This is a genomic window from Paraburkholderia sp. BR13444 (genome assembly GCF_040948755.1).
GTDB lineage: Bacteria > Pseudomonadota > Gammaproteobacteria > Burkholderiales > Burkholderiaceae > Paraburkholderia > Paraburkholderia youngii.
Window position 1 is genome coordinate 1 of record NZ_JBFPKM010000051.1, and the last position, 794, is coordinate 794.

Below are 794 nucleotides of genomic sequence, written 5' to 3' on the forward strand. Positions count from 1 at the left end.
AGTCGGGTCTGAATAATTCGGTTGGGTCGGCGCTTGCCCTCAAGCCTGGAAGTCTACGGTGATTGATCGGCTAAGCCAGGCGATCAGAACAAGGGCGTAAAAAAGCCTCAGCTTTCTGAGGATCATCCTCAGGTTGTGGCCAGCGCCGCACAGCACTGCGTGTATTGCATCGCCGAGTGCGCCTTTGAGCCAGTTCCCGTCGAGTTTGCCGTCGGCCTTCATGTGACCAATGGCAGGCTCGATTGCGCTTCGCCTTTGGATCATCGCGCGCAGGCCCCTCGTGATTCCGCGTCGCAATCCCGGGTGGTAGATCTTCACTCCCTCGACAGCGACACCCTTGTAACCGCGATCCACAATGGCGACGTCGGGCTTCACATCGCTCAAGATCGCCGCTTGCTCCAACGCTTCAGCCAGCGTGTGACCGTCGTATGGGTTACCGGGCATCGAGCGCGCGCCAACCACAAGCCCTTCCTTGTGTGTCGTCGTGATCGACACTTTCACACCGAATTCGTAGGGCGTGCGGGCTTTGCCTTTCGCCAAACACTCAACTTCTGGAGCATGCAGTGCGTACAGCTTGTTTTTGTCCTTCTGCTTCTGAGACAGGATCCGCCTCGTGCGGCTGATCAATTCCTGCAGCGCGATGCGCCCAGTGTCGGCGACTGAATCGAGCTGACGCTCGACATCACGCATCACCCGCCCAACGCGCGAGCGCAACGTGCGCAGCGCCTTCTTCATGCGCTTGTACTGCTTCGCATGCGCGTAGCGGCCAATCTGACGCGCCAGGTGCGGCGCGT

The 794-nt window shown here is 59.6% G+C and carries 1 protein-coding gene; it reads right to left on the reverse strand.

Annotation, left to right across the window (positions count from 1 at the left end; genetic code table 11):
* Positions 1-39: 39 nt before the first annotated feature.
* Positions 40-794, reverse strand: a 755-nt coding sequence (locus tag AB3X95_RS38935) for a transposase (protein ID WP_368624006.1), incomplete at its 5' end; no start/stop codon positions are given.